Here is a 26,438-nt window from a genome sequence, read left to right as displayed (position 1 = left end):
GGCCCACTGTCCCCTCCTTGGGAGGGGTAGGGGTGGGTTGGTCTAGGCCGAGCATGGCAACTCACCCTACTCTAGAAGCTTGTATTTTGTCCGTAGGTTTAACCCACCCCGCCCTTCGGGCACCCCTCCTTGGAGCTATCCGTTACGCAAAAGTCGGCCAATGCCATAGCGGACTAGGTTTTGGTCACAAGGCGAGCCCCTTCTAGCATGTAATGGAGCTTGGTGTAGCCGCGCCACAACGTTTTAAGACCCGGTTGACCATCGCTCTTACGGGCTAAAAAGCCTCCCAGTTGGGCAATCCAGAGCATCGCTTGGTGCATTGTTGGCGGTGTTTTAGCACGGCTTTTTGGGGCGAATTTACGACGCAACAACCGCCACTCCTCGGGCTGTAGGATCGCGTCGCAGGAGGCCTCTGGAGTCAGACGGGCCTGATAGGTCATCGACATCAGTCGCCAAGCGACGATGCTGTAGGTGGCGAGTGCTTTGAGCAATCGGTCTCGGTGTTGCAGTTGCAAGTTTTCGAGTGTGCAGCCGCTTTTAAGGGTGAAATGGAACCGCTCGATCAGCCAGCGATAGCTGTACCACCGCACATACTGGCAGGCTTGAGCATAGCTCTCCAACGGCAACGTGGTTAGGAGTTTCCAGCAAATCGGCTTGCCCCCATCAGCCGGGACACCGATTTCCTCAACCCACAGGGCATTGAGCTCGATGGGCTGTAGCGATGGCTTTTGCCGGGCCAAATACTCCGGTACCGCCAGAGTAACGTGCAAGCCCCGCAGGTGCACCCGCGCGATACGGGCCTCTCGCTGGGGTGTCCGCCGAACCTCAACCTGGAGTTCCCCGAGCACCGGGGCTTGAGATAAGGCGATGAATAGTTTTCCCCACGCTTGTTTGATGCTGCGATTCGACTTCACCCGAATCAAGAGCTCGCTATTGACCTGGCGGGGTTGGGCAAAGAGCTCAAAGATATCCGCTTCCCGGTCGGCCACCTGCACGAGCTGAACCTGCTCCGATACCTTGGCTTCAGCCGCCGTCAACGTCGTCAGCCAGCGATAGCTTTCTTTCTCCTCTATCGGTTTATGCTGATGTCGCTCTTGAGCCGAGCGGTCTTTCTGTTTTACCGGGGGAACCTCACGCACCCAGGTGTGTTGATGCAGCAGGCCCAGGGGCTCACCTGCTCCGCTGACCGCAAAACAGTTATGAACTTTGATCCCTTGCTGTTGGGTTTGATTGAGATAGCCCAGGCCAGTGGTTTGCGGATGACTCGTAAAATCAAAGTCGGTACTATCTTGAATCGACAACACCGTCTCACAACCTCGGGCTCGGGCGACGGTGCCCTCGCTATGACTGTTGAGAATCGCCTCACTGCTCACCGTAGGGTTTGACCAAAATCGGTAAATGCTCTGCGCTTCGCTACTGGTTTGACTCGCTAACGGCACACTGGCCGTGGGATGTCGGCTCAGTGCCGTTACAATCTTGCGCAGGCGTTTTGCGTGGCGCAGGTCTTGGAAATGACGGGGATTGATGTCTTAGCTCATCCAATCGTTCATGGCTTGGCTGACGGTTACAACGGCTTTTATCTTCCCGCAAATGGTTCCCCAAATGCCCGTCCTGTAACGCTTAGACATATTTGTGCCTAACGGATAGCTCCAAGGAGGGGACAGCGTTATCCCGAACTGAGGCTCCCTGGCTCCCCTGCTCCCTCGCGATTGACAATAGCCGTCACACTTGTGCCGCAGTCTACTAATAAGCGCCTCTGCGATTCAATAAAACCGTAACGGTTTTCAAAATGACTCGCAGATCGTATAGGGGAGACCAAATATCTTGGTACTCCAGGTCGAGGTGAACAATTTCTTCAAAGTCTTTAATGGCAGACCGACCGCTGATCTGCCACTGCCCAGTCATGCCCGGCTTGACGTCGAGCCGTCGCCAGTGATGGGGGCTGTACCGGGAGACCTCATCTTCGGTAGGGGGACGGGTGCCCACCAGGCTCATGTCCCCCCTGAGCACGTTCCAAAACTGGGGAAACTCATCTAGGCTAGTTTTTCGCAAAATGCGCCCTACGCGAGTTACGCGAGGGTCATTTTCATTTTTAAAGATAAGGCCCTGGGCCTGGTTAGAGACCGTCTGCTTCAGGGCGTCAGCATTGTGCACCATGGAGCGAAATTTCCAAATGGTGAAAGAGTGCCCCTTGAGACCGTAGCGTTTTTGTGCATAAAAAATAGGGCCAGGGCTGTCTAGCTTGATGGCAATCGCCACGGGCACCACAACCAAACCCAAAATAAATAGCCCAACTAAGGCCCCCAAAATGTCTATGGATCGCTTGATTAAGCATTTGGCAGAGGGATGAATAAGCGCTACGGACGGATCTGGATAAACACTTCCGGAACTGTCTGGACGGAGGGATAACATGGTAGGCCCTGTTTACAAAACGTGTGCGGAGTATTCCTTTGAGGATTTTATACCAGTCTATCCGTACAAACCCTCAAAAAATAAATATATTTGTGCTTTTTTTAACAAGACTTCCGTGTGAAGTCTGCTTAGCTCAAAGCTTACTGGAGCTTTGCGGTGCTTAGTGTGACCATTGTCACAGTGCAACCACGTATAAGTACATACGGAGCCATGTGAACACTACCAGCCTGGCCAGTTTAAATCGGGCAGTGGCGAACACCCTTCGCAGAAACTTACTAGAGAGCCTAGAAAGATAAAATTTGTGTAAGGTTTTTGACGAAGCGCTAGCTTGAGCAAAAAACCCGGGCTAAAAACACGCCCTGAGCCGTGAGTCTGAAGGGAACAGATACTAAGATAAAGCCTACAGCCAACCCAGAACGCGCGAAAAGGATTGATGGCATGGCCGGGGCAGACACCATAGCGGAGGATTGGTTATCTCGCCTGCGGGAAGATTTTCCAGACCAGCCTCAGTCCGTCTGCCAGAGCGTTGTCCGCTGGCTGCTGGGCGAGTCGCCAGAGCGGCTGGCGACGCTGGCAGAAGCTGACCTGGCGATCGCGCGCCAGTCCATAGAGTACCGCTACCGCATTTTGCAGCAGCGCTACTGGGATGTCAGCCCGGATCAGGGTTACCAGCGCCTGATTAAGCGCCTGAGCAGTCTATTTCTGATTCGCAACAAGATTAAAACCTGGATTTCGCTGAGTCGCGATCGCCGTCGGTCGGTCGTCGATGTCATCCAAGAAGTAATTCAGGAGATGATGCGCAGCGATCGCCACCTCGCCCAGCAGCTCAAGTGGATCACCACCTGCACCCAGAGCTCGCGGCTGCGCAACCTGCTTATGCTGGCCAGCATTGAAGAGTACTGCCTGCGCCCCATTCGCAATCAGCCGCTGATCATCTATCGCTTCGTCAACTACCTGCGGCGCAATCAAAAAGGCGGTATGACCCAGGTGCCTACCGGTGAACTGATTCGCCTGGTGTCTGACGAAATTGCCCCCAGCGACAGCGACGACTCCCTCAGCCTGCTCGACGTAGAGGCCTGGAACCAGTATCAGGAACAACAAACGGAGCTAGAGCAGCAGAGTATGCGGCAACAGGTCAAAACCTCATTCGTGAACTACCTCAACCGCAACCTTGACGACACCGCCGCCCGCTGGCTAGAACTGCACCTCAATGGCCTGAGCCAGGAGCAGATTGCCCAGTCCCTCGATCTGCCCGTGCAGCAGGTCTATCGGCTGCGCGAGAAAATTAGCTACCACGCCGTTCGCATCTTTGCCCTGCGGGAGCAGCCCGCCATGGTGCTGGGCTGGCTCAAAACCTCGCTGCAGGAGCACAACTTTGGCCTTACCCCCGCCCAGTGGGACCTCTTTTGGCAGAGCCTTAGCCTGGAGGAGCAGGCCATTTTAACCGCCTACAAAGAAGAGCAACCCACCGATGACCTGGCCCGTCGCCTGGGGCTCAAAAGCAGGCAAATCCAGGCCCAGTGGGTACAGCTTTACCTGCGCGCCCAGGAGCTGCGCACCCAGACGGAGGCGTAGAGCAGCCTCCTCGGCGGTGGGGATAACGGCTACAGGGCTAACGGCTGTAGGGGGTTTGGCCTTGCAGATAGTTGACGATGGCGATGGCGATCGCCCCCAGCAGGGCATAGACCACCATAGCAATCAGCAAATTGACATCAAATATCCGGGTAGCGGTGGCATCGGTCGGGCTGACAAACAGCGTTGCAAACGGAGCCATAAAGGGCTCAGATAGCTTAAAAATGAACTGAGCAAAGGGATTCTCAGGATTCGCCCCGGTTGACCGCAGGAAAAACCGGATCCCCAGCAGAATTTCCAGTGATCCCACCAGCAGCGCAATGGTGTTGCGCGCCCAGGCAAACTTAGCCCGTCGCTGAGCGGCCTTGAGCTGCTGGGTTTCTTGCCGCAGACGCTGGGCATCTCGCTGGTTGATTAGCTCCTGACGCCGCAAATCATCGTCGTAGGGGTTCGGGTTCTCATTCATCGAAGTTCTCCTTGAAGTAGCGCTCTAGAGCTGGCATCCTGGGGGCTGGCGTCCTGGGACCCAATGCTCTAGCTGGCGATCGAGTGAGTAGCCAGTCCGGCCAGGACAGAAGACTCTATAAAAGTCTTTTGGCCAGGCGATCGGCGCTTGAGCTAGACAAATATTTACAGACGCAGAACGCTGAATGAGCCACGGCTCAAGCAATACTCGCTCTTAAAAACTACTACACTCTCCCCCAGGGAGTAGCCCTCCAGAGGGAAGACGTTTAGTCGGGCCTGGAGTGCAGCGATGAGTTAGGACGAAATCGCGTTAGGAGATTGGCTCCCCAGGCAGGCGCTAGGGCTGCAAGTATCCAGCGGCTACGCACTCTTCAATGATCCCCAGCACGAAGGGCCACAGCTCTGGGGCACCCGCTTCCACCGGAGCCATGCGCCGCATGACCTGGGCGCGACAAATGCCGTGCTGCTTCCAGGTGCCGCCGCCGGTTTGCCAGTTGTGCAGCATGGGCTGAAGGCGGTCTAGGGACGCGGCAAATCGAGCGGTGGGGGTAGTCTGGGCCTCAAATTCATCCCACAGCTGGCGCAGGCGATCGCCCTCAGCGGCGGGCAGCAGACCAAAAATGCGATCGGCAGCCTGCTGCTCTCGCTGAGCTTTGTCGCGGTGTCCGGCGCTGTCGTAGCAAAAGGTATCACCCGCGTCGATTTCAACCAGGTCGTGGATTAGCACCTGGCTAATGGCCCGCTGCACATCGACTCCGGCGGGGGCATACTCGGCCAGCACCAGCCCCATCATGGCCAGGTGCCAGGAATGCTCAGCGCTATTTTCGCGGCGGGAGGCATCCATCAGCTGGGTTCGGCGCAAAACCTGCTTGAGGCGATCGATCTCGATCACGAAGGTGATTTGTTGCTGAAGCCGTTGGTTGGTCATGGAGGGGAGTGTTATAATTGAGATGACTCGGACCCATGCGGTCGCAACGCCCAAATCATGTCAGGACCGGAAGGTAGCAGCATTACGGGATGCTTGTGACAGGCGTGGACTCCGGGTCTTTTGCGTTTTGGCCGCTGAGCCAAGCCCCCACCGCCGACAGTTCGACGAAGGTGGCGGGTTTCCCCTATCATAGGGGCGGCATTACCCCCTGGGCACCGAATATCTGCTGCCGATATGCTAAATCAGTTGCAGCGCGAAAAGGAGACCGCTGGCCATGGCTGGTTTCGGAGATGTGGTTAAAAAGGCATTTTATTTGGGAGTTGGGGTAGCTTCCTACGCCGGCGAGAAGGCAGGCGATACCCTCAAAGATTTCAGAGAGCAGACCCAGGGCATTGTAAATGAGCTAGTCGCTCGGGGTGAAATCACCGCTGAAGAGGCACAGCGGTTGGTCAATGACATGGTAAACCGGGCTCAGGATGCCACAGCTAGCCCTGCGGAAAACTTACCGCAGCCTCGCCCCATCGAAATTTTAGACGACGAAATTTCAGATGACGGTGCCCCTAGCGCTGCCGACGCCCAAACGGCCGCTCTGCGCGAGCAGGTGGCTGCCCTACGCCAAGAACTAGAGAATTTAAAGCAGAAGTCGAGTAACTAGCCCTATGGATGACTGGTCTAAGCAGCTTTTTGACGCCTTTGGCAATGCCGTTCATGACTTTACTCAGCAGTTGAGCGCAGATACTGAGCGCTGGCTCGATGACATTGCGGAGCAGTTGGCTAGCGCCTCTGATACCCTAGTGCAAACGACCGATCAGTGGGCCGAGCAGGTTCAAGAGGCTATCGATCCTGAGATCGACCGCATCGTAGACGAGTTGAGCCATGTGGCAGAGCCCTTTCGGCTGACGCTCAACACCCAGATTGACGGAGTTGTTGACCAACTTGACGACATTTTGGCGCCGCTCGTGAGCGGCCTATCCGGCCTTGATCAGTGGTTTGAGGAGGTCTCAGGACCTATCAACAGTACGGTAGAGCCGCTGCTTCAGAACTATCCTGCCTGCGTGGGCTGCCGCAACTTCTACGGTCAGGCCCACGGCGGAAATACTCTGGTCTGCGCTATGCACCCCTTTGGCCCCGCAGAAGAGCGCCACTGCCCTGACTGGGATTCGGTCTGGCCAAATCCTCCTAATCAAGGATGACCTCACGGGGTGTATGGGTTGCATTAGGCTCAGCTTGGCGTGGTTTTGCAGGAGCTTTCGTCAAGCCGCAGCACGCTATCCGAGCACCTGCGTAGAAAGATGCCCCAGGAATTTGTTTTTTTGTGCATCGCTTTGCCGATGCATCTTACGTTGGATTGGTCAGCAGTGGGAAGAAGTGGCCAACGGGGCCTTGGCCCTTGCCGATTGCCAGGGCGTGCTTAAGGGCGCTAGTTACGTAGTCTTTGGCGTCTCTAACGGCAGTCAGGGCATCTTTGCCCAGGGCGAGGTTAGCGGCGATCGCCGCCGACAGCGTACAGCCGGTGCCGTGGGTATGGATAGTGTCCACAACCTCTGTGGCTAGAACCACTAGCTCGCGCCCATCAAACCAGACATCCGTGCCCCGCAAGGCATCGGCCATTCCCCCACCCTTAACCAGCACGGCGGTGGGGCCAAGCTGATGTATTTGGCGAGCAGCAGCTTCCATATCAGCCAGGGTAGCAATCGCTAAACCGCTGAGCATCTCGGCCTCGTGACGGTTGGGCGTGAGAATATAGGCCTGGGGTATGAGGCGGCGAATCAGGGTTGCGATCGCGGCATCATCGATCAGCTGTGCACCAGTGCGTGACACCATAACCGGATCCACGACTACCGGAGTAGTCTGGGGCAGCGATCCTAGAGTGTCAGCCACCGCCTGAATAATGCCCTGGTTGAGCAGCATGCCGGTTTTAATCCCCTGCACCGCAATGTCGCTGAGAATCGCGTCGAGCTGAGCCGTTACAGCCTTGGGCGGCAGCGCATCCACCCGCATCACCCCCAGGGTATTTTGGGCCGTTACGCAGGTGAGGGCACTGGTGCCGTGGACTCGGTGAAAGGCAAAGGTGCGCAGGTCGGCCTGAATACCGGCTCCGCCACCGCTGTCAGAGCCAGCAATGGTGAGGGCCGCAGGCCAGGGAGACGGCATGGTCATAGCTAGCGGTTGTTGTTTGGTCGCCGCCGCTGCAGGAACTCAGGGATATCTAGCCCGGCCCCAAGCCCGCCGGAACCACCGCTGGCCGGAGGCGTAATCGGCGGCGCTGACAGGCTGCGCTTAAAGGGAGTGACGCGGGCCACATCTAGCTCGGGTTGGGCACTGGCGCGGCCATTAAACCCGGTGGCGATGACGGTGATACACACCTCGCCCTGCATGCGCTCGTCAATCACGGCGCCAAAGATAATGTTGGCGTTGGGGTCGACCCCTTCGTAGATGATCTCGGCTGCCGCATTGACCTCATGGAGGGTGAGGTCTGACCCACCTGTGACGTTAAAGACCGCTCCGGAGGCACCGTCAATGGAGGACTCCAGCAGGGGCGAGGAGATCGCCGCGATCGCCGCTTCCCGCGCCCGCGACTTGCCAGAGCCGGTGCCAATGCCCATGAGAGCTGTACCCGCGTCGGCCATGATGGCCCGCACATCGGCAAAGTCTACGTTGACCAAACCGGGGATTGTAATGATGTCAGAGATACCCTGCACCCCCTGGCGCAGAATGTCGTCGGCGGTGCGGAAAGCCTCCTGCACCGGGGTTTGCTCGGAGATCACCGACAGCAGTTTGTCGTTGGGAATAATAATTAGCGTATCGACCCGCCCCTGGAGCGCAGCGATGCCCTCATCGGCCTGGTTCATGCGGCGGCGGCCCTCAAAGGTGAAGGGGCGAGTTACCACGCCGACGGTCAATGCGCCCGCTTCTTTGGCCACCTCGGCCACAATCGGGGCCGCGCCTGTCCCTGTACCACCGCCCATACCGGCAGTAATAAAGACTAGGTCAGACTCCTCTAGGGCAGCGGCAATCTCTTCCCGCGATTCTTCGGCTGCCTTTTGGCCAATGGCAGGATTGCCCCCGGCCCCTAGCCCGCGGGTCAGCTTTTGACCAATGTGCAGGCTGTTGGTCATGGTGGTGGTGTCGAGGGCCTGGGCGTCGGTGTTGACCGACCAGAACTCGATGCCCGCCAGGCCGCTGCTGATCATGCGATTGACGGCATTGCAGCCGCCGCCGCCGACCCCAATTACCTTAATGCGGGCGACGCTGCTGGGCAAAGCCGTGTTGTTGGTATACGTTTCTCCGGGCATAGCTCTGGCATTATGGGGTTGACTGGAGTTAGGCTCGCCGTGGCTAAATGGGTTAGATGGGCCAGCGAAGGCGGTTACAGCATCAGCCAACGAGGGCAGGTCGGAGGGGACAGACTCAGCCTGATGATCCGAGAAAGCCTCGTAGTCATTGTTGCTGTGGCCAGCACCATTGCCGTGGGGGTCGTCGGGAAGCATAGAGTTTGAGGCCGTAGACAATATATTAATTACCCGTACTAGATAACCGAAGATAACACCTAAGCCCTAAAAATCTAAACCCCGGCTGATTCTAGACAACTATAGAGTACTTCACTGGAAAAAACCAAATCGCCTTGGCAAGTCTTAAACTACCTGATTTAACCACCGAAACCAGAAAAATAAACGCCTTTCCACAAACAAATTTAGGCGGAAAAAGTTCCGGGGTGCACAGCGCGATCGCCCCCCAGGATAGATGCTCAGCAGGCACCCAATACCCTATGGACTAGCATTGGGATTAGAGGATGGCGCCCCCGCCCCAGGGCCAGGTGCATCTACCACGGCCACGGAAGGTACGTTGGGATTGCTCAGGTCAATGCGGGCCACCTCGGTATCGGCCAGCTGGTTAGGCAGATTGCGCATTTTGTCGAGGGTGGCCAGCTGCTGATCTAGCTCCGGGCTGTAGGGGCCAAGATAGACGGTGCCCAGGGCCGTCTGTAGGACCAGGTTGTTGGGGTCATGCCAGTCGATCGCCGTAATGGCTACCGGACTGCGGCTAATCGTTTCGTAAATTTGTGGCCAGTAGCGCTGGTACTGGGGCTGGATGCCGCGCAGCTGTAGCTTGGGCAGCTGTGGCGAGGCGCTGCCAAGGCCAAAACTGGAGAGCGGCATCCAGGCCCCGTGGGCGTCGAGAAACCCCGCCTGGAGGTACTGGGTATCGCCAGCGCGATCGCCCTTCCCCACGGGCAGCACCACCGCCACCGGCACTCGCTCCTCCACATGCACGTTCAGGCGCGGCGGCAGCAGTTGGCGGGTCACCTCTGCGGCGGTAATAGGGCCGCGATTTAGCAGCTGCTGAGCCAGGGTGTCTGGCTCTACTTTCATGAGCGCCTGGGGATACTTGAGGGGCACCAGGTTTTGTACCGCCTCATCGCTGAGTAAATGGTTACCGCTGACATTGATCTGGGCCGGACTTTGAATCAGCCACATGGGTCGGGTAGCTCCCCAAAATATGGCCGCAGTCAGGCCCGAAAGCGCCCAAAAACGCCACAGCGCCTGGCTAATCGAAATTCGCCGCCGTCGCCGTAGGGTTTGTCGTCGGGCCTTGAGTTCGTCGCGGGAGAGGGGAGAAACGCGGGTCATGGCATCATGGGTGGGCTTACGTAGCCCGGCGATCGGAGCTGCCACAAAACGCAGGCTCTAAGGGTCAAAACGGGCTAAAACCCCTGCTAACTCTCGGCCGCCTTCAGGCTGATGCCGATTTTAGCGCCTGTAGAGATTGATGCAACGCTTTTTCCCAGCGGCGGGCCAAATCGCTGTCGGTAAAGGGAACACGGTAGGTTTCACCACTGGCGGTCGCCAGGGCTAGTGCGGCTGCTCCTCTGGGCAGCGGGGCCGTGTCGGCCACGGGCTGGCCGTTGATCTCCAGCTGTAAACCAGTGATGGCCTGCAACGACAGGGTAGTCAGATCGGTGGGGCCCCGGCGGGTGGGACGCCCCCAGGTGAGGTCGGTGCCCCGCTGTCCCAGCATGGCTTTAATGTCGTACTTGCTGCGATCGAACTCGGCGGCCCAGGTTTCGTAGGCCTGTACCTTTTGGTACTCATGCCAGCCCGCCCAGGCCAAACCTATAAATACCCCCAGCAGGGGAAGCCACAGAAGTCCTCGTTCCATAGGGATTGTTATTGCCTCGCGGGTTTACAGTCAGCGGTACAGATGGCCCAAAACAGGGCGGCGGTGAGAAGAAATGGTCCCAGAAAGCAGGGGGTGCGATCGCAGCAGCACCCGGATCCTGACCATTGATAGGTGAAATTATCCGCAGGGGTAACGCACCTTCTAGATTGTAAAGTCTTGCAACGGCTGCCGACAGAATTTCCTGGCGCCATGGAAAAGTAAGCCTAGGCAAGTGATTTGCCGACCCACTGCATTTTATGGAGGCTGGTACATTGGCATTTCTACCTCTTTTAGCGGCGGTTCCCACCACGCTCACCTGGAGCCCAAAGGTGGCCGTCGTTATGGTTCTCTGCAACATCTTGGCCATTGCCATCGGCAAGTTCACGATCAAGATTCCCGACGCTAAACCGGCGCTGCCCTCTCCTGAGTTCTTTGGCGGCATGGGGTTACCGGCCCTGCTGGGCACCACTAGCTTTGGCCACCTGCTCGGAGCGGGGGCAATTTTGGGCCTAGCTAACCTGGGCGTGCTCTAGGTTCACTACCTGCTGTCGAGGAAATGCCGGGGGCTGAGGCCGCTGGCATTTCTTTGTCTTTAATAAATATCTCTAGCCCTGCTGGGCGGTAGTCAATCCACCGTTCTAGCCTGGTCGAGTGACAAAACCCTTGCAACCTTTACGCTGCGGTAGTTATTGGTGTCGGGTTTTCTCCCTTGGAGCCGCCAGCCCCAAAGGGGCGGCTTCGCCAGCGCGAACGCTTCGCTCAACACCCACCGACATCAGAACTTTTGTCAGTCAATCAGCGTTTTAGCTCCCCCGGCTCCCCTACAATCGGCAGCAGTAGAGCAACCTATGCCGCAGTTTACTAGTCCACAGAGGTAGACAATTGCCGCCATCGATAGGTAGCTGTGCCGTAGGCAAAGGCAGCACCGCCGTAAAGTAAATAAAACCAGTGCCACAGCACAGCTCGGAAGGCAAATAACGCGCCTCGCTTGTGCCAAAAGAAACGATAAACTCGCTGGTTAATAACTAACAGCCCGAGCATAGTGGCGATTGCAATAATCCACAAAAGGGCATTTGCAAAACCGCCCAATAGGCATAGTAAAGCCACAAAGCTGAGCAAAACGCTCAGTCGGCTAGTGCCCTCCAGGCTGAAGTCATTCATAGACTGCCCCTGGCTGAGAATTAGCTTTGTGCGAGGCAGAATCTGGTGAAAAATTTCAGCCTGTATTAGCGAGTCCGGTCGCCAACACTTCAGATGTTTGACCTGAATGTGCCTAGCTAGACGCATGGTATAGCCCCCTCGCTTGAGTCGGTAGCCCAACTCAAAATCTTCGACGTAGGGCTGGCGGTAGCGCTCGTCAAACCCACCTACGGCCTTAAACACCTCAGATCGAATAGCCCCGCAGGTGCCCCAAAAAGCTGACGCTTTTTCTGAAGATATCTGATGGAGGTAATGGAGAAATAGGGTTTTGTATTGGGACAAAAAGTTATCGGCTCCCGGTTGATCGTCGTAGGAACCAACCAGCGCAGCCAAATTGATGTCTTGCTGAAACGCTTTTTCAATGTCAAGAATAGTGTGGCAACCCACTGTGACGTCGGCACTGATAAAAAACAGCAGATCTGCCTGAGCCGACTGGGCTCCCCGGTTGCGCGCGTGGGCTATCCCTGCTGCCGAGTCGTAGCGAACAACCTTGGCCTTAAACTCTTTGGCCACTTCCCAGGAGCCATCAATATCGCCATCGACCACTACAATTAGATCATCGGGCTGGCGACTGGACTGCCGTAGGCTGTCGAGGCAGCGGCGAAAATTTTCGCCGCCATTTTGCACAGGAATAATGACAGAAATGGTAGGACGTTTCAATGCGTACCCCGAGCTGTCATTCATGATCCTGCGATTCCTCAAAAAATAACTTTAATCTAAAAAGTGACGGCAATAATGAAAAATAATAGCCCTTTCTTTCTTGGTCAAACTTCTCGTCGCAAAAATCCTCGAAAAAGAATACTTGACCTAGAAGGCATTGAGAAGCTCAGGCATCACAAAAAGCTGGTTTGTAAGCCAAAAATATATTTGGAAACTCTATTTTAGGGAAAATATCATGGCTATTCTGACCAGTCCATGGCCAGAATAGCCTCTTCACGCTCTCTTTACGGCCAAACCATCCTAGCTGTGGTGATGCTGCCTGCTTTGGCAAACTTGCTAACCCTCCTTTTCAGAGTGAATGATTTTCTTAATCTTAAGAATACACCTTCCCTGATCCAGATGTTAAATCGAAGCTATTAGACCCCGTCCTGCTGCGAGATTTGGGCAAGATTAATCCCTGGAAAGAAGGTCTAAGGTGGTGACTAAACTCAGTTGAGATTAGTTCCTAAACCAGGCACAGGCGGTAGAGAATTTAATCAGCGGTGTGCTACCTGCTATGGAATTAGCCGCATCAGGAGGATGATATCTGCCGCGATCGCGCCTTTTGTATTGCCACAGCCCTGGGTTGTGCCCCGGCAAAAACCCCGCTAGCCTAGAAATGTTCTAGTTCTGCCAGCCGCTATGCCCACTGGAGCTCTGTATGCGATCGCCTACGCCGCCCTCTCTGCGATCGGCGGCCTGATCGGCTATGCCCAGGCCCGGAGTCAGGTGTCATTGATTAGCGGATTGGTCAGCGCTGCCCTGCTGCTGCTGGGGGCGTGGCTATGGCAGGCTGGTTCTGCTGGTGGGGCAGGCATGGCCATGGGAGTCACAGTCGCCCTGGTAATTGTTTTTATTCGCCGCTGGATGCAAACCCGCAAAGCCATGCCCGCCTTGATCATGATCGTAGCGGGGGTGCTGGCGTTTATTGGTATGAGTGTGTCGCTGCTGGGGGGCTAGTGGGGGAGTGGATGAGTGGATGGGTAGGTGGGTGATTGGGGACTGCAAGTTGGCAGATTAAGGGGGTTAGGGGGTTGCTGGGCAAGAGGTGCCTCCCAGGGTAGGGGCGCAGAGCCTGAGTCCTTGAGAGGAATCAAAATTCTCGGGTATTTTCGTTGCCAGAATTGTCGCTAATTAGTAGAACTGCCGGATTCTGAGGAATCTGATTGAGAGGAAGGCGACGGAGATGCAGGCTGTTTGAGCCGATCCGCCGCAGAAATGCCTTCAGTTTGGTTGCCAAAGCGCCACAGCGCAGCGGCAGCCTCGGCTTGAGTAACGCCCTTCTGGGGCTGAAAGAGGGTTGTATAGCCAAACGCGCGGCGAATGTTGGCAAAGTCGCCATTTTGCTGGTCGGCCAACACCGCTCGCAGGGCCAGAGGCTCAATTTTGGCCACATCCTGAAACCCCCAGGTGCTGGTTACCGCCTCTGCCGTGGCCGTGGGCAGCGGAGCCCGTGAGTCTAGGGGCACTTTCCACAGCACCAGGATTTCGCGGGTTAGGGGCGCATCGGGGCGAAAGGTGACGGCGGTGGCGTTGCCGGTTTTAGCACTGGGGATAATGCCTGCTTCCGCTAGCCCCTGAATATCGGCAAAGTAGGGATGAGATGCTGGCACATCTTGAAAAACGGGAGTGGTGCTAGCAGTGGCGGGGCGAATGCGCTTGCCGGGTACGTCTTGGTAAAACTCATTGTTGGCGGCGAGCAGCCAGTGGGCAAATTCGGCTCGGGTAATCACCTGGTTGGGCTTGAAGTCGGGCTTGACCACGGTGCCGCTGGTATTTTGACTGTCTGCTTTATCCACGAGCCCCAGGGCCAGCCAGTCTTGCACGTAGGGACGCAGATCGTCAGGCACCTGATCGAGTAAGGCGGTAGCGTTGCTGATCTGAGGTTGCGAGTTCGCCGCCTCGGTATCGCTAGTGCTGGGGGTAGAGGCCGTGGAGTCAGGCGCTTCAGCCGGAGTGGTTTCAGAGGTGGGGGTAGATTCGGGCGTATTTTCGCTGAAGACGGGTCGATCTTGCAGTTGCGGATCGGCCTCCAGCGATTTTTCGAGGGAACTGCCCGCGCAGCCGGTGACCAGCAGCAAGCTCAGCCCCGATACCATGAAAGCCGTGAGACGAAGCGCAGCAGACAAAAGGATAACCTCCTTAGCGGTGGAGTTCATAGCCAAAAACTATAGAACTCAGTAACTAAATCAAATCCTGACCTCAACCAATTCTGGTCTAAATCTCGATCTGGAGTTGATCTAGCTGTATTTTAGGGCAGCCGCCGCTACCCATGCTGGCCTGGCTGTGCCACCCCCTGTAGCGACCCCCAAAAACTACCATGCCACCTCGACCGCTGATAATTGACTGCGATCCTGGAGTGGACGATGCGATCGCCCTTCTGCTCGCCCTCGCTAGCCCCGCCGACTTTGATCTGCTGGGCATTACTACCGTGGCGGGCAACGTGCCCCTGCCCCTCACCCAGACTAATGCCCGCCGCATTTGCCACCTGGCCCAGCGCACCGATGTGCCGGTGTACGCGGGGTGCCCCCGGCCAATGCTGCGATCGCTCACCACCGCCGAAGACATCCACGGCCCCAGCGGATTGCAGGGGGCTGACCTGCCGGAGCCGACCATGCCCCTGCAAACTCAGCACGCGGTGGCCTGCTTAATTGAGCAGCTGACCACCGCTGCCACCCCGATTACCCTGGCCACCCTAGGCCCGCTGACCAACCTGGCGGTGGCGCTGATCCAATGCCCGGAGATTGCCCGAGGCATCGGCCAGGTGGTGATCATGGGCGGATCCTTAGGGGCAGGCAACATCACGCCCGCCGCCGAGTTCAATATCTACGTTGACCCCCACGCCGCCAGGGTCGTGGTCGAGGCGGGCCTGCCGCTGACCATGATTGGGCTAAATGTGACCCACCAGGTGGTGACTACCCCCGATCGCCTGACCGCCTTAGAAAACCTGGGCAACCCTGTGGGGCGGGCCGCCGCTGGCATGCTGCGCCACTACGGCCAGATCGACTGCGATCACCACGGCCTGGCTGCGCCTCCCCTCCACGACCCCTGCGTGATCGCCTACCTGCTGCGCCCCGATTTATTCTGCGGGCGATCGATGCGGCTGGACGTTGAAACGGAGGGATCTCTGTGTCTGGGGCGAACGGTCGCCAATCCCTACCCGACTCCCACTGCCCCCGCCAACGCCACCGTGATCGAAACCGCCGATGCCGAGGGGGTCTATGGGCTGCTGATAGAACGCCTGGGGAAACTATAGCTGGGCACAAAACTCCCGCAGCCGGGTTGATAAGATAGCTCCATGAGCTACACCACCGAACAACTCCTGGAGTTTCTCGATCGGGAACTGCGCGCCACCTGGAAGGGGGAGCGGGTGGTGCTCTCCTCCGCCGATCGCATCGATAACCCGGTGCTCTCCAAGGCGATTGGGGCCGACAAACTCAGCAAGGTGTTTGCCATTCAGGACTTTCGCGCCCAAATCCACGACTACCAGCACCAGCATGGGGTATCGGGGCTGGTGTGGCACACCTGCCGGTTTGGCGATCGCAGCATTCGCGTGCCCGAGCTGCATCCCCAGCTGATTGCGATTCCCGCTGATAAGCTGGCCCTGATGGGGGCCAAGCCCGCCATGCTGGAATTCTGGCGGCAGTCCATCGCTGACCTGCGCCTGTGGATGGCGGGCAACCAGCCCCAGCCCACCACCCTAGAGGCCGTCGAGCAGCTAGCTGCCGCCAGCGAATGGGCCGAGCTAGCGGCCACCCGCACCGAGCTTTACCTCAGCCTGTGCTGGGGCGACCCGAAGGTCTGTCACTGCGACTGGGCCAAGCCGGAGTCGGGCTGCGATCGCATTATTGCCACCGCCGGAGAACCCAGCGGCATCAAGGTATAGTTGAGAGTTGTGCAGCATAGCAAATCTCTAGGAGCACCCCATGGCCATTGCCGTCGGCGTCATTGAAACCCAAACCTTCCCGGCGGTGCTGGCCGCTGCCGATGCCATGGTAAAAGCCGGAAACGTCACCGTTTCTGTGCAGGATCGCTCCGAGAGTGGGCGGCAGTTTGTGGTGATTCGCGGCCTGGTAGCCGAGGTCAAGCGCGCCATGGAGGCGGGGTTGGTGGCCGCCAATGCCTGCCCCAACCTGGCCGAAGTCACCACCCACGTGATCATTCCCAACCCCACCGACAACATCGACGCGATTTTGCCCATCGGTTTTACCCCCGACTCCGAGCCCTTCCGGGTATAGGCCGTTTTGGGTGTAGGGCCAACTATTACATCCCCCCCACAGTCTTTAATAAATCGACACGGCGCGATCGCGACCACCGCCCCGTACAATGAAGGTTGAATTTTTTACCTACAGAACTTTCCCAGGAGAACCACCATGCCACAGGCCGTCGGGTCGCTCGAAACCAGAGGGTTTCCCCCGGTGCTAGCCGCCGCCGATGCAATGGTTAAAGCCGGGCGCGTCACGCTCATTGGCTACATTCGCGCCGGTAGCGCCCGATTCTGCATCAACATTCGTGGCGATGTCTCCGAAGTAAAAGCGGCCATGGCCGCTGGGGTAGAAGCGGCCGAAAAAACCCCCGGCGGCATTCTCGAAACCTGGGTAATTATCCCCCGACCCCACGAAAACGTGGTTGCCGTACTGCCCATCGACTTCAACGAAGAGACCGAAATCTACCGCCAGGCGGTCGAGCAACCCATTTTGCCCGGCTCGACTGGCCGTTAGAGAGAAGGTTAAGACTGCGCCAAACCCCTGAATTGCTTTACCGGCAATCCAGGGGTTTCTGTCAGACCTAAGCATGCACCACAAGCAGCGCTGCGGCTTATCCCCTGATTAACTGACAAAAGTTTTGCTGTAGGTTGGTGTTGAGCGAAGCGTTCGCGTAGCGTCTCCCGAGGAGAGTACCCAACCCCAGTAACGGTTTTGTTGGAATACGCTGAAGCTAACTCACCCTACAGCAGCATAAGGGTTTCAAGGGTGTTGTCATTCAACCAGGGCCAAACTTCTCGGGGTCTAGTTTTCTTTTTCTAAGGCATCTGGCTTATGGGCTGCTTGGCTGCCAGTTTTCTCACTTTCTACCAGGTATTGCGGGTCGTCCTCTGATGCGGCGACGGTATGGCCTTTAATTTCGGTACGGGCAATACTCCGGACAGAAAATCGCCCTGAATTTTGCCTGTAAGCTAGAGCCTACGTTGCCCAAGGTATTTAAATCAATGTCAGCCTGCAAGGTAACCTTGATTCAAATGGGCGATTGCTAGGGTGACCGCCCTGTAAGCCTTGTAGCTTCGTTGCTAAAACTGTCCGGACTGTTGTACGGGAAGTCAGCTTTTTAACTATTTTGCCGACAGTTTTTCCCTGGGCTGTGTTCCAGGAGACGCGATCGCCCGGCTTAAATGCTTGTGTCATGGTCGTTACTCAATAGTTCAGCGCGTTTCATAGCTTTGGCCAATCTGGTTAAAACATTTCTCCTGTGAACGTTTAAACGTTTGAACGTTCATAGAGTTTCTGGATCTTCTAATCAACGTGACTCTTGCTACACATTTGTTTTCAAAGGGTATGACTTGCAGAAACAGCCGCAAGTTTTTGACTCGGTTTGTGGTTGCTTTAATAGTGGTAAGCTGACGAATGCAATTCTTCCCTAGGGACAGGTAGCCCCGCCAAAGATTGTGTTGCGGCGGAGCTGAATTCCACTGAGCATATCTAGCTGCAACGGGAGAAAAACGGGTGATCAGTCGTCGGTGGGCAGTTTACCGTCATCAACTCCAGGAATTAGCGTTTTAGCGTTTTGGGGATAAATCTCGGCCATATTTTTGACAGCATCAGCCGATTCTTCAGCAATCCGCTTCAGCTGTTTGCCAGGTTGTCCTTCCAGCGCCTCATTTTCAGCCTGCCACTGCCCCGTGGTGCGAGGCCGACCGACATCTCCTGCTGGCGGCAACTCCCCATAGGAGCCGGATTTGTCCGTCATTTGCCTGGCATCAACGCCACTGGCGGTTAAAAGAATGACAATTGCCGAGCAGGCAACTGCGAATTGTTTCCAGTGAATGCGATTAAGCGCACTTTTTAGAACATTGAGAATCTCTTTCATCACTTAGCCTAATAGATAGCAAAAACAGCATGTGAGTAAAGAATTTATTTACTGCACCTGCTATTGGACAAGTTAGGCAGTTTGCTGAGGGATCTCATCGTTCGAAGGGAATATCTTCTAGGCGCTCAAAAAAAGAGCATTCATGCTTCGGCTCTAGTTCTATCTAGTGAAGTCTCTCTGCTGAAATGCTCATTTGTTCCTAAAGGACGAGGCCTACCCCTTGGCTGTAATAGGACAGGGTAAATCGAGTTTGCCCTATGGTTGAGATTTTTAATAGGGCGAACCATCTTTGTGGGCAAATTGCCATCGACCCTCAACTAAAACGGCCTGCAAGTCATCATCGGGATATATTGCAGAATCTCCGGCACTGCGATCGCCTATCTCCAAATACTGCACATTCTCGAAGGTGCGATTGATCAGCTGGTGGGCATTGCCCGTGCCCGCCTTAAAGCCAGCGCACATGCCCGGAGCGAGCGGTGTTTCACCGGCATCAGTCACCAGTACGGGATGACCGCACAGAATATAGACAAACTCGTCCTGCTGGGAATGGGCGTGGCGCAGGGCTGAACTGGCCCCCGGCAGCAGCGTCGTCAGGTTGACCCCAAAGTTTGACAGGCCAAACAGGTCGCCCAGGGGGCGCTTTTCTCGACCCGCCATGCGGGAAGCATACGGTTCTGGATAGTTCGAGGGTTTGGTTCGAAGCGGCACCTGATCTGCCACAACAGCTATGGGGTTTTGGGGTTCGTTCATGGTGGCCTCCGAAGGTTCAGTCGTAGCTTAAGCTTTGGCCAAGGCTGGAGCGGGTAGGCCCTGTATGTCGACCTGACCGACCCGCCGCCACGGTGTTAGGGTAAAACGATCTGCCGCTGGGTGGGGGGCAGTGTTGCCAGCCCCCGGTTCACGGCGCTGAGCACCGCCAGCAGCGAGGCGGTGACAATGCTGCTGTGGATGCCAACGCCGTGAATGGTGCCCTCTAGCCAGTCGGCGGCAATTTCGATCAGGGCGATCGCATCGGCATCGCTACCGTGGCCGATCGCCTTTTCCTCGTAGCTGTGCACCCGAACGCCCAGCGCCAGCGCATCCACAAAGGCATCGATGGGGCCATTGCCGTGCCCCTGCCGATGCAGCAAGGTGCCATTACATTCCACGGTTGTGGAAACTGCGGCAGGACTTTCGTCATCTCGCCAGTGGTGCCCCACGTATTTAAAGGGCATATTGGCCCGCAGATATTCCTGCTCAAACAGATCCCACAGCATCGGCGCGGTCATCTCCTTGCCGGTGGCATCCATGGCCCGCTGCACCACCTGGCTAAACTCAATCTGCAAACGTCGCGGCAGGCTGAGGTTGTAGTCGCGCTCCAGCAAAAAGGCAATGCCGCCCTTGCCCGACTGGCTGTTCACCCGCACCACCGACTCGTAGGAGCGGCCCAGGTCGGCAGGGTCCAGCGGCAGGTAGGGCATATCCCACAGGTCATTGGGGTTGCGGGCAGCAAAGCCCTTGCGAATCGCATCCTGGTGCGATCCAGAAAACGCTGTAAACACAAGGTCGCCCACGTAGGGGTGGCGGGGATGAATGGGCAGCTGGGTGCAGTCTTCGACAATGCGGGCCACCTCGTTAATGCGCGAAAAATCCAGCCCTGGGTGAATGCCCTGGGTGTAGAGGTTGAGCGCCAGGGTGACGATATCGACGTTGCCGGTGCGCTCGCCGTTGCCAAACAGGCAGCCTTCAACCCGGTCGGCCCCGGCCATTTGACCCAGCTCGGCGGCGGCGATCGCGCAGCCCCGGTCGTTGTGGTTGTGCACGCTCAAATCTACGCTGTCGCGGTAGGCCAGGCGGCGGTGCATCCACTCCACCTGGTCGGCAAACACGTTAGGGGTGGCGCTCTCCACCGTGGCGGGCAGGTTGATGATCGCTTTGCGATCGGGCGTTGGCTGCCATACCTCCAGCACCGCATTGCAGATATCCCGCGCAAACTCCAGCTCTGTCTGGGAGAAGACTTCCGGCGAGTACTCAAACCGCCACTGGGTTTCGGACTGCTCTGCGGCCAGATCGCGAATGAGCATCGCCGCATTCACCGCCAGGGCGATTGTGCCTGCTTCGTCATTGCGAAACACGACCCGCCGAAATACCGGGGCTGTGGCGTTGTAGACATGCACGATCGCCCGCTTCGCCCCCGCCAGCGACTCAAACGTGCGGCGAATCAGGTCTTCCCGCGCCTGGGTGAGCACCTGAATTTCCACATCGTCAGGGATACGGTTCTCTTCGATCAGGCGGCGCACAAAGCGAAAGTCGGTCTCCGAAGCCGAGGGAAAGGCGACCTCGATTTCTTTGAAGCCAATCTGCACCAGCAGCTCAAACATGCGCAGCTTTTGCTCCACAGACATGGGTTCAATTAGCGCCTGGTTGCCGTCGCGCAGGTCGGTACTGAGCCAGATTGGCGGCTGGGTAATCACTTGGCTGGGCCAGGTGCGGTCGGGCAGTGCGATCGGCGCAAAGGGGCGATACTTTTGGGCGGGGTTGGTCAACATGGGAAATCTCTCTAAATTTCAGCGGAGTGGCAGTCCTGAGGCGATGGCTAAGCATCCTCTGACTGGAGTGGTAAGCATGGCTGATAAGACCGTCAATTCAAAAGGCGGCAAGGTGTAGTCATTGCGTGGTCTGAGGCACCGCCAGGCTGAACAACGCATCAACTCCCAAACAGTAGTTAGTTCCAGGCCGAACCTGTGACCTAGGGAGTTGAACTATTCAGGGCATTTCGCCTTTGTTTTAAAGAATTAGTTGCGCCCAAGGCGCAGCAGCAGCCCCAGCCCTAGTAGCAGGCTGAAGAGAGGGGCGAGGGATAGCTGCAAAGACGACATCAAAGAGAAGTAGCGCGGAATTGCACAATACGAGAATCGTAACCGCGACGGAAATTGGCGTCAAGGGCCGAGGGCGCGATCGCAGCACAGCATCCCAAAAGTTCTGGCTACCGAAAATCACCCCCCAACCCCTTTGCTGGTGATAGGTCTGCATTCAAAATCCAAAATCGCAAATCCAAAATCGGCAGCATTGAGCCAGCGCTTAAAATAAAAGTCTAGACCTGCACGGCATTGCCACCATGGTTCAGCAGATCCAACCCGATACCGCCACACCGATCGACTACCCCGACAGCGATGGGCAGCCTATGGCCGACAATACCAAGCAGTTCCGCTGGATTGTGGTAATCAAAGAAAACCTGGAGCTGCTCTTTATCGACGATGCCCAGGTTTTTGTCGCCGGAGATTTGCTCTGGTACCCCGTTGAAGGCAATAACGCCATCCGCCAGGCCCCTGATGTGATGGTGGCAGTGGGACGGCCCAAGGGAGACAGAGGATCCTACCGCCAGTGGGAAGAGGGGGGCATTGCTCCCCAGGTGGTGTTTGAAATTTTGTCGCCGGGGAACCGCTTTGGCGAGATGCTGCGCAAGCTCGGCTTCTACGATCGCCACGGCGTCGAAGAGTACTATATTTACGACCCCGACAAGCTGGAACTCACCGGGCTTCAGCGCGAGACAGATGGTCTTGAGATAATTGAAAACATGGACGGCTGGGTCAGCCCTCGTCTGCAAATCCGCTTTCAGACGCCCCCCGAAGGCTTAGAAATTTATCGTCCCGACGGGCAGCGGTTTTTAACCTACAGCGAGCTAGGCCAGCAGCTCGAGGAAGAACGACAAAGGGCCGAACAAGCGCACCAGCGAGCCGAGCGACTGGCGGCTCAGCTCCGGGCGGCGGGCTTAGAACCAGATATTTAGCTCTTCTTCTTGGCTCTAGGTAATAGCGCAGGTGGCGCTTATTAGCGACAATAAGAGAAGAGTGAGCTATCTAGCTTCCTTCCGTAGAAAATCAGCTCTTAAGCCCAGCATCGTCATGGCTCTGGCTGATTGCCCTGTGCTCTTCTAGTTTGCTGTGAAGCCCCCCTGCGTCAAACCTGGTGCTGGGGGGCTTTATATCCCTTCATTGCCCTACCTGCTCATGTATGACCGCTGAACCGAATTTTGTCCTCGATCTGACACTGGCGCTGGGGTGCTCTGCCATTGGCGGCTACATTGCCCATCGACTCAAGCAGCCAGCGCTGCTGGGCTACCTGATTACCGGGCTGATTATCGGCCCCTTCGGTCTGGGGCTACAAACCGATGTGGAGCAAATTCAGGCCCTGGCGGAGGTAGGCATCGCCTTTTTGCTATTCGCCCTGGGGGTTGAGTTTTCCCTCTCTGAGCTAAAGCGGGTCAGGGCGATCGCGCTTCAGGGCAGTCTGCTGCAAATTGGCCTAACCACGCTGCTGGTGTGCTCGGTATCGCTGCTGTCGGGCACGGCCAACTCACCGCTGCAAGGCATTTTTCTGGGCCTGGTGCTGTCGCTTTCCTCTACGGCGGTGGTGCTCAAAACCCTCACCGATCGCGGCGAAACCGCCACCGTCCACGGCCAGGTGATGCTGGGCCTGCTGATTTCCCAAGACATCGCCCTGGGGCTGATGCTGGCGGTCTTGCCCGTGCTCAACCAGCCCGATACGATTGGCATGGCGCTGGGCATCGCGGCGCTCAAGTTTCTATTGTTTCTAGCTGGATCCATTGCCCTGGGTCGTTGGGTCGTGCCCCAGCTGATTCAGCACATCGCCGCCACCGAGAGCAGCGAGCTATTTTTGCTGACCGTGGTGGCCCTCTGTCTGGGGGTGGCCTGGGTGACCTCTAAACTGGGTCTCTCCATCGCCATGGGGGCCTTTGTCGCCGGACTGATGATTTCTGAAATCGACTATGCCGACCAGGCCCTGGGCAAAATTTTGCCCCTCAGGGACACCTTTGCCTGCCTGTTTTTTGCCTCCATCGGCATGCTGATCGATCCCAACTTGATCATCAACGATCTGGGCCGAATCCTTGAGCTGGTGGCGCTGATTATGGTGGGAAAAGCGCTGATTATTTTGCCGATTGTGCTGGGCTTTGGCTATTCGCTCAAGACGGCGGTAAAGGCCAGCTTTGGGCTCAACCAAATTGGCGAATTTTCCTTTGTGCTGGCCCTGGTTGGCCTGGAGATGGGGCTGATTACCGAGCAGCGCTACTCACTGCTGCTGGGCACGATCGCCATCTCGCTCATGCTCACCCCGGTGTGGATCAATCTGGCTCCCCGCGTGGCGGACTGGCTGCACGCGCTGCCGGTGCTCAAAGACTACCTCAACCAGGCGGAGGAACCGACGCTGCTCTCGGTGCCCGAAGACCTCAGCGACCACGTGATTGTGGCGGGCTATGGGCGGGTGGGTGAGGTGCTGGTCAATGTACTGCTCAGCCGGGGCTACCCGGTGCTGGTGGTCGAAAACAGCGAAACTGCCGTGCAGCGCCTGCGCAACCGCCATGCCCCCCTGGTGCAAATTCCCTACGTCTATGGCGATGCCGACAGCGAACTGGTGCTCGACAAAACCTGCTTAGAAACCGCCAAAGCCCTGGCCATTACCCTGCCCGACCCCACCACTACCCGCCTGCTCTTGCAGCGCGCCCTGGCCAAGGCCCCAGAGCTGGATATCATTGCGCGATCGCACAACAATGAAGAAATCGACGTGCTCACTCAGCTGGGGGCTAGAGAAGTTGTGCAGCCCGAGTTTGAGGCGGCCCTGGAGCTGGGCTCTCACTTGCTCAACACCCTGGGGGAAAAGTCCCTAGAAATTCAGTCGGCCCTGGATTGGATTCGACAGGATCGCTACCGCAGCATTCGCCCAGTGCCCCAGGTGGGTGAGGGCTGATTGGATCGGCTATGCAGCTACCCCGACAGGCTCATAGAACAAGAGCATGAGTTTTTGCACAGGCACCGTTGCCATCACTGCATGCGATCGATCGTACGGTACTGAATCGCCTCGGCAATGTGGTGGGTTTGCAGATCGTCGGCCCCATCCAGATCAGCGATGGTGCGACCGACTTTGAGAATGCGATCGGTGGCGCGGGCCGAAAGCCCCAGCTTGCGGACTGCTCCCTCCAGCAGGGTTTTGCTGGTGTCATCCAGCGGGCACCAGTGCTTTAGGTGGCGGCTCTGCATATCGGCATTGCACTGCAACCCCGGCTCGGTTTTGAAGCGATCGTGGGCGCGCTGTCGGGCGGTTTGGACGCGATCGCGCACGGGTTCCGAGGCCTCCCCCGCCTGATGCTGGGTCATCTCCTCGGGCTTAATGCGGCTGACCACCACCTGCAAATCGATCCGATCCATCAGCGGGCCAGAGAGGCGCGACCAGTAATTTTCGCGGCTGCGGGGGCTACAGGTGCAGGGCTGCACCGAGTCGCCATAGAAACCGCAAGGGCAGGGGTTGGTGCTGGCAATCAGCGTAAACTGGGCCGGGAAAACAACCGACTGCCGGGTGCGGGTAATGGTGACGTAGCCGTCTTCGAGGGGCTGGCGCAAGTATTCCAGCACGTCGCGTTTAAACTCCGTCAGTTCATCGAGAAACAAGATCCCCCGGTGGGCGAGGGAAATTTCCCCCGGCTTGGGGTAGCTGCCGCCGCCGACCAGGGAGGGGCCAGAGGCGGAATGGTGGGGACTGCGAAAGGGTCGCGTATTCACCAGCGTCCCCTTCTCCTTTAGCAGTCCGGCAACGGAGTGAATTTGGGTGACATCCAGGGCTTCTTCAAACTGAAGCGGCGGCAAAATGGAGGGCAAACGCCGAGCCAGCATGGTTTTCCCGCTGCCGGGCGGTCCTACGAAAATCAAATTGTGCCCGCCCGCAGCGGCAATCTCTAGCGCTCGACGGGCCTGGGCTTGACCCTTCACATCCCGCAAGTTCAGCGCATTGGGGGCCGCGCTCATCACTAACTCGGTATCGACCGCCACGGGGGTGTGGCCAGAGGGATTGTTCAAAAAGTCGGCTACCTCTGACAAATGGCTAAAGCTATAGACCGTTAGCCCCGGCACCACGGCGGCCTCGCGCCCGTTGTCGGTGGGTACGACCAGGCCGCGAATGCCCAGTTTTTGAGCGGCGGCGGCGATCGGCAGCACCCCGGCCACCGCCCGCAAACTGCCGTCGAGGGAAACTTCGCCCAAAAATAGCAGGTCGTTGAGGGCGTCGGTATTTACCTGCTCGGCAGCGGCGAGAATGCCAACGCTAATCGGTAGGTCAAAAATGGGACCTTCTTTGCGCAGGTCAGCGGGGGTGAGGTTGATGACGACTTTGCGCATGGGAAAGGGAAACCCGGCGTTCTTCAGCGCTGCCTTTACCCGCTCGCGAGACTCTTGCACGGCGGTATCGGGCAGACCGACGACCACCACCCCCGGCAGCCCGCCGGATATATCGACCTCGACCCCTACTTTAAGGGCATCGATGCCCACCAGCGCTGCGCTCCAAACCCTTGCCAGCATGTTGTGTTAGTCCTTGGGATGGCCCCTGATTCTGGGGTTTAGGGTGCCCAGAGGATAGGATGCGATCGGCATTTTCGAGGTAGGGAAAGTTGCGCCGGTGAGTTTTCAGGTACAAAGAGGTGAACAACTCCCTTAAAGACCGAGTGCCTATTGTCTCAACCCAAGACTTTGCCAGCAGCACAGGCACCCAGTCTCTTTGGTAGACGCTACTCAATCAGCAAGATCTTGGTCAGTATCGCCATCCACAGGTTGGGCTGGTCGGTGGGCATTGGCTCTGACCAGTCGTTGGGGTCGGCGTAGCCGAGGGAATGGAGGATTTTGATGGTGCGATCGATGCCCGCCAGGCTGCCGTAGAGCATGTGGCGCACCCGCTCTGGGCGCGGTTGAGGTTTGCTAAAGTTGTCAGGCGGAAGATTTGACGCACCAGATGCGTCGGGCTCAAGATATTCAAACATCGGTTCTGTTTCCTTGGTGTGGATACGGAAGAAACAGAACGCGAAAACCCCAGCCACCCGCGCTTGCCGTGCAAACTGAGGGGGCTAGGGTACCATGAGCCTAGCCTCGCAATCTGC

The 26,438-nt window shown here is 57.2% G+C and carries 27 protein-coding genes, 1 other RNA gene and 1 pseudogene; 12 read left to right on the top strand and 17 right to left on the bottom strand.

What is annotated here, in order from left to right:
• Positions 1-173: 173 nt before the first annotated feature.
• The gene (locus LEPTO7104_RS0113450) at positions 174-1,502 is read right to left on the bottom strand and encodes an IS4 family transposase (RefSeq protein WP_083887064.1); all 1,329 of its coding nucleotides are present in this window, start codon (positions 1,500-1,502) and stop codon (positions 174-176) included.
• A gap of 241 nt (positions 1,503-1,743) precedes the next feature.
• The gene (locus LEPTO7104_RS0113445) at positions 1,744-2,412 is read right to left on the bottom strand and encodes a sugar transferase (protein ID WP_026072672.1); all 669 of its coding nucleotides are present in this window, start codon (positions 2,410-2,412) and stop codon (positions 1,744-1,746) included.
• 438 nt (positions 2,413-2,850) lie between these two features.
• Between LEPTO7104_RS0113445 and LEPTO7104_RS0113440 the strand changes: the two genes are divergently transcribed.
• Entirely contained in the window at positions 2,851-3,987 is a 1,137-nt protein-coding gene (locus LEPTO7104_RS0113440) for a HetZ-related protein 2 (RefSeq protein WP_017299102.1), read from the top strand.
• A gap of 37 nt (positions 3,988-4,024) precedes the next feature.
• Here LEPTO7104_RS0113440 and LEPTO7104_RS0113435 read toward each other — a convergent pair whose 3' ends face one another.
• Together LEPTO7104_RS0113435 and LEPTO7104_RS0113430 are read right to left on the bottom strand one after the other, a co-directional pair.
• Positions 4,025-4,450, bottom strand: coding sequence for a YggT family protein (locus tag LEPTO7104_RS0113435; protein ID WP_017299101.1), 426 nt, complete (start codon positions 4,448-4,450; stop codon positions 4,025-4,027).
• A 336-nt stretch (positions 4,451-4,786) separates the two neighbouring features.
• Positions 4,787-5,377 carry an HD domain-containing protein gene (locus LEPTO7104_RS0113430; RefSeq protein WP_017299100.1) on the bottom strand — a complete coding sequence of 197 codons (591 nt, stop codon included), beginning with the start codon at positions 5,375-5,377 and terminating at the stop codon, positions 4,787-4,789.
• A gap of 24 nt (positions 5,378-5,401) precedes the next feature.
• On the opposite strand from LEPTO7104_RS0113430, the gene ffs reads away from it, so the two are divergent.
• The 3 genes from ffs (at position 5,402) to LEPTO7104_RS36965 (ending at position 6,570) form a co-directional block, all read left to right on the top strand.
• Positions 5,402-5,498, top strand: an RNA gene (ffs, locus tag LEPTO7104_RS38265) — signal recognition particle sRNA small type.
• Between the two features lie 153 nt (positions 5,499-5,651).
• Positions 5,652-6,032, top strand: coding sequence for a phasin family protein (locus tag LEPTO7104_RS0113425; protein ID WP_017299099.1), 381 nt, complete (start codon positions 5,652-5,654; stop codon positions 6,030-6,032).
• 4 nt (positions 6,033-6,036) lie between these two features.
• On the top strand, positions 6,037-6,570 hold the full coding sequence (locus LEPTO7104_RS36965; protein WP_017299098.1) for a hypothetical protein: 534 nt from the start codon (positions 6,037-6,039) through the stop codon (positions 6,568-6,570).
• A 145-nt stretch (positions 6,571-6,715) separates the two neighbouring features.
• On the opposite strand, the gene thiD is transcribed toward LEPTO7104_RS36965, so the two are convergent.
• From thiD to LEPTO7104_RS0113395, 4 genes are all read right to left on the bottom strand, one after another.
• A complete protein-coding gene (gene thiD / locus LEPTO7104_RS0113415; RefSeq protein ID WP_017299097.1) occupies positions 6,716-7,537 on the bottom strand; it encodes a bifunctional hydroxymethylpyrimidine kinase/phosphomethylpyrimidine kinase in 822 nt (273 codons plus the stop codon).
• A 2-nt stretch (positions 7,538-7,539) separates the two neighbouring features.
• Entirely contained in the window at positions 7,540-8,868 is a 1,329-nt protein-coding gene (ftsZ, locus tag LEPTO7104_RS0113410; RefSeq protein ID WP_083887063.1) for a cell division protein FtsZ, read from the bottom strand.
• A 276-nt stretch (positions 8,869-9,144) separates the two neighbouring features.
• On the bottom strand, positions 9,145-10,053 hold the full coding sequence (locus LEPTO7104_RS0113400) for a cell division protein FtsQ/DivIB (RefSeq protein ID WP_155523629.1): 909 nt from the start codon (positions 10,051-10,053) through the stop codon (positions 9,145-9,147).
• Between the two features lie 58 nt (positions 10,054-10,111).
• On the bottom strand, positions 10,112-10,537 hold the full coding sequence (locus LEPTO7104_RS0113395) for a hypothetical protein (protein ID WP_017299093.1): 426 nt from the start codon (positions 10,535-10,537) through the stop codon (positions 10,112-10,114).
• Between the two features lie 257 nt (positions 10,538-10,794).
• Between LEPTO7104_RS0113395 and psaK the strand changes: the two genes are divergently transcribed.
• Positions 10,795-11,070: a photosystem I reaction center subunit PsaK gene (psaK, locus tag LEPTO7104_RS0113390; protein WP_017299092.1), complete on the top strand. Its 276-nt coding sequence runs from the start codon at positions 10,795-10,797 to the stop codon at positions 11,068-11,070.
• A gap of 328 nt (positions 11,071-11,398) precedes the next feature.
• Here psaK and LEPTO7104_RS0113385 read toward each other — a convergent pair whose 3' ends face one another.
• The gene (locus tag LEPTO7104_RS0113385) at positions 11,399-12,397 is read right to left on the bottom strand and encodes a glycosyltransferase family 2 protein (protein WP_026072669.1); all 999 of its coding nucleotides are present in this window, start codon (positions 12,395-12,397) and stop codon (positions 11,399-11,401) included.
• Between the two features lie 681 nt (positions 12,398-13,078).
• Between LEPTO7104_RS0113385 and LEPTO7104_RS0113380 the strand changes: the two genes are divergently transcribed.
• Positions 13,079-13,396, top strand: a complete 318-nt coding sequence (locus LEPTO7104_RS0113380; RefSeq protein WP_017299090.1) for a TMEM14 family protein — start codon at positions 13,079-13,081, stop codon at positions 13,394-13,396.
• A 170-nt stretch (positions 13,397-13,566) separates the two neighbouring features.
• Here LEPTO7104_RS0113380 and LEPTO7104_RS0113375 read toward each other — a convergent pair whose 3' ends face one another.
• The gene (locus tag LEPTO7104_RS0113375; protein WP_225886979.1) at positions 13,567-14,565 is read right to left on the bottom strand and encodes an S-layer homology domain-containing protein; all 999 of its coding nucleotides are present in this window, start codon (positions 14,563-14,565) and stop codon (positions 13,567-13,569) included.
• 191 nt (positions 14,566-14,756) lie between these two features.
• On the opposite strand from LEPTO7104_RS0113375, the gene LEPTO7104_RS0113365 reads away from it, so the two are divergent.
• From LEPTO7104_RS0113365 to LEPTO7104_RS0113350, 4 genes are all read left to right on the top strand, one after another.
• Complete coding sequence (locus tag LEPTO7104_RS0113365; RefSeq protein ID WP_040695435.1) at positions 14,757-15,692, top strand: nucleoside hydrolase; 936 nt, start codon at positions 14,757-14,759, stop codon at positions 15,690-15,692.
• 42 nt (positions 15,693-15,734) lie between these two features.
• A complete protein-coding gene (locus LEPTO7104_RS0113360) occupies positions 15,735-16,322 on the top strand; it encodes a hypothetical protein (protein WP_017299087.1) in 588 nt (195 codons plus the stop codon).
• 40 nt (positions 16,323-16,362) lie between these two features.
• Positions 16,363-16,674, top strand: coding sequence for a BMC domain-containing protein (locus LEPTO7104_RS0113355; protein ID WP_017299086.1), 312 nt, complete (start codon positions 16,363-16,365; stop codon positions 16,672-16,674).
• 135 nt (positions 16,675-16,809) lie between these two features.
• A complete protein-coding gene (locus LEPTO7104_RS0113350; protein ID WP_017299085.1) occupies positions 16,810-17,157 on the top strand; it encodes a carbon dioxide-concentrating mechanism protein CcmK in 348 nt (115 codons plus the stop codon).
• 288 nt (positions 17,158-17,445) lie between these two features.
• On the opposite strand, the pseudogene LEPTO7104_RS38260 reads toward LEPTO7104_RS0113350, so the two are convergent.
• From LEPTO7104_RS38260 to leuA, 5 genes and pseudogenes are all read right to left on the bottom strand, one after another.
• Positions 17,446-17,568: pseudogene (locus tag LEPTO7104_RS38260) on the bottom strand (hypervirulence associated TUDOR domain-containing protein); the annotation flags it as partial.
• 69 nt (positions 17,569-17,637) lie between these two features.
• A complete protein-coding gene (locus tag LEPTO7104_RS43605) occupies positions 17,638-17,838 on the bottom strand; it encodes a hypervirulence associated TUDOR domain-containing protein (RefSeq protein WP_071527236.1) in 201 nt (66 codons plus the stop codon).
• Between the two features lie 322 nt (positions 17,839-18,160).
• A complete protein-coding gene (locus LEPTO7104_RS36960; protein WP_017299084.1) occupies positions 18,161-18,520 on the bottom strand; it encodes a hypothetical protein in 360 nt (119 codons plus the stop codon).
• A gap of 270 nt (positions 18,521-18,790) precedes the next feature.
• A complete protein-coding gene (locus LEPTO7104_RS0113340; protein ID WP_017299083.1) occupies positions 18,791-19,270 on the bottom strand; it encodes a cupin domain-containing protein in 480 nt (159 codons plus the stop codon).
• A 95-nt stretch (positions 19,271-19,365) separates the two neighbouring features.
• Complete coding sequence (gene leuA, locus LEPTO7104_RS0113335; RefSeq protein ID WP_017299082.1) at positions 19,366-21,048, bottom strand: 2-isopropylmalate synthase; 1,683 nt, start codon at positions 21,046-21,048, stop codon at positions 19,366-19,368.
• A 569-nt stretch (positions 21,049-21,617) separates the two neighbouring features.
• On the opposite strand from leuA, the gene LEPTO7104_RS0113330 reads away from it, so the two are divergent.
• Complete coding sequence (locus LEPTO7104_RS0113330) at positions 21,618-22,289, top strand: Uma2 family endonuclease (protein ID WP_017299081.1); 672 nt, start codon at positions 21,618-21,620, stop codon at positions 22,287-22,289.
• Positions 22,290-22,513: 224 nt separating this feature from the next.
• Positions 22,514-24,265 carry a cation:proton antiporter gene (locus LEPTO7104_RS0113325; RefSeq protein ID WP_017299080.1) on the top strand — a complete coding sequence of 584 codons (1,752 nt, stop codon included), beginning with the start codon at positions 22,514-22,516 and terminating at the stop codon, positions 24,263-24,265.
• A 74-nt stretch (positions 24,266-24,339) separates the two neighbouring features.
• Here LEPTO7104_RS0113325 and LEPTO7104_RS0113320 read toward each other — a convergent pair whose 3' ends face one another.
• Positions 24,340-25,866: a YifB family Mg chelatase-like AAA ATPase gene (locus LEPTO7104_RS0113320; RefSeq protein WP_017299079.1), complete on the bottom strand. Its 1,527-nt coding sequence runs from the start codon at positions 25,864-25,866 to the stop codon at positions 24,340-24,342.
• A gap of 206 nt (positions 25,867-26,072) precedes the next feature.
• Complete coding sequence (locus LEPTO7104_RS0113315; protein WP_026072666.1) at positions 26,073-26,321, bottom strand: hypothetical protein; 249 nt, start codon at positions 26,319-26,321, stop codon at positions 26,073-26,075.
• Positions 26,322-26,438 lie beyond the last annotated feature (117 nt).

It is taken from the genome of Nodosilinea nodulosa PCC 7104 (assembly GCF_000309385.1).
Lineage (GTDB): Bacteria > Cyanobacteriota > Cyanobacteriia > Phormidesmidales > Phormidesmidaceae > Nodosilinea > Nodosilinea nodulosa.
This window is presented reverse-complemented; position numbering and strand designations above follow the sequence as displayed.